The organism is Pseudoalteromonas luteoviolacea DSM 6061 (assembly GCF_001625655.1).
In the GTDB taxonomy this organism is placed as follows: domain Bacteria; phylum Pseudomonadota; class Gammaproteobacteria; order Enterobacterales; family Alteromonadaceae; genus Pseudoalteromonas; species Pseudoalteromonas luteoviolacea.
This window is the reverse complement of sequence record NZ_AUYB01000009.1, coordinates 1-1189: the sequence shown is the minus strand read 5'-3', so window position 1 is coordinate 1189 and position 1189 is coordinate 1. Positions and strand designations below refer to the sequence as shown.

Here is a 1189-nt window from a genome sequence, read left to right as displayed (position 1 = left end):
TGTAACTCCACCCAATTTAGTACAGCTTTTTCGTAGAATTTTATGCAGCCTCAAGGTAACCAATTGGTGTCATATCACCAAGCGAATCATGAGGTCGCTCATAATTATAAATATCTAACCACTCATCTGTGATTTCACGTACTTCTTGTAGTGACTCAAACAAGTATAAATCTAGCACCTCTTCGCGGTAACTTCGGTTAAACCTTTCTACAAAACCGTTTTGATAAGGACTACCTGGTTTTATAAACTCCAGCTTGATGTTGTTTTCCGCAGCCCAAGTTTCAAGTGCCGTTGAGGTAAATTCAGGACCATTATCGACTCTAATTTGCTTTGGTTTACCTCGCCAAGCAATAATATGCTTTAGTGTCCTAATCACTCTTTCTGCCGTTAAGCTGGTATCAACTTCAATGGCTAATGCTTGTCGATTGAAGTCATCGAGTACATTCAATGTTCTAAAGCGATACCCGTAGCTTAAGGCATCACTCATAAAGTCCATTGACCAAGATTCATTATGTTGCGTTGGGGTACTTAATGGTTCAGGTGTTCTCGTCGGTACACGGCGCTTTCCTTTACGTCTTAGGTTTAGTTTTAGCATGTTATAAACGCGTTCAACACGCTTTTTATTCCAAGGCTTACCTTTATTACGAAGCCTTTTGAATAGTTTTGGCAACCCCCATCTTTGATGGCGCTCTACCAACGTAAGTAGTGCGTCGATCACTTCATCATCTGAAGGCCGTTTATGTTTGTAATAAAAAACTGAGCGGCTTAGCCCTGCCACTTCACAAGCAAATGCGACGCTGACGTTAAATTTAGCCCTTAAATGCTCAACCCAAGCTCTGCGTCTACTTGTTTTTACAGCTTTTTTGCGATGATATCCTCAAGCATTGAGTGTTTGAGGCTAAGTGTTGCAAACATATCTTTTAGCTTACGGTTTTCTTCCTCAAGTTCTTTAAGGCGTTTAACATCAGCAGCTTCCATACCCCCATATTTTGAGCGCCATTTGTAAAAGCTACTCTGACCAATACCATATTTACGGCACACTTCAGGGACGGGAACACCAGACTCAGCTTCTTTGATCATGCTGACAATTTGGGTTTCGGTGAACTTACTTTTTCTCATGGTAAATTTTCCTATTTTAGTTAATAGAAAATTCTACTTATGAACTGTTTCATTTTTTGGGGGAGTTACA

General features: G+C 40.2%; 1 protein-coding gene. It reads right to left on the bottom strand.

Translation table 11 applies throughout. The annotated features are described in order from the left end of the window. Positions 1 to 40 precede the first annotated feature (40 nt). Positions 41 to 1119 (bottom strand): IS3 family transposase gene (locus N475_RS00485; protein WP_155730818.1). Its coding sequence is split into 2 segments (ribosomal slippage): positions 41 to 867 and positions 867 to 1119, totalling 1080 coding nucleotides; the frame shifts between segments, so codons are not numbered across the junction. Positions 1120 to 1189 lie beyond the last annotated feature (70 nt).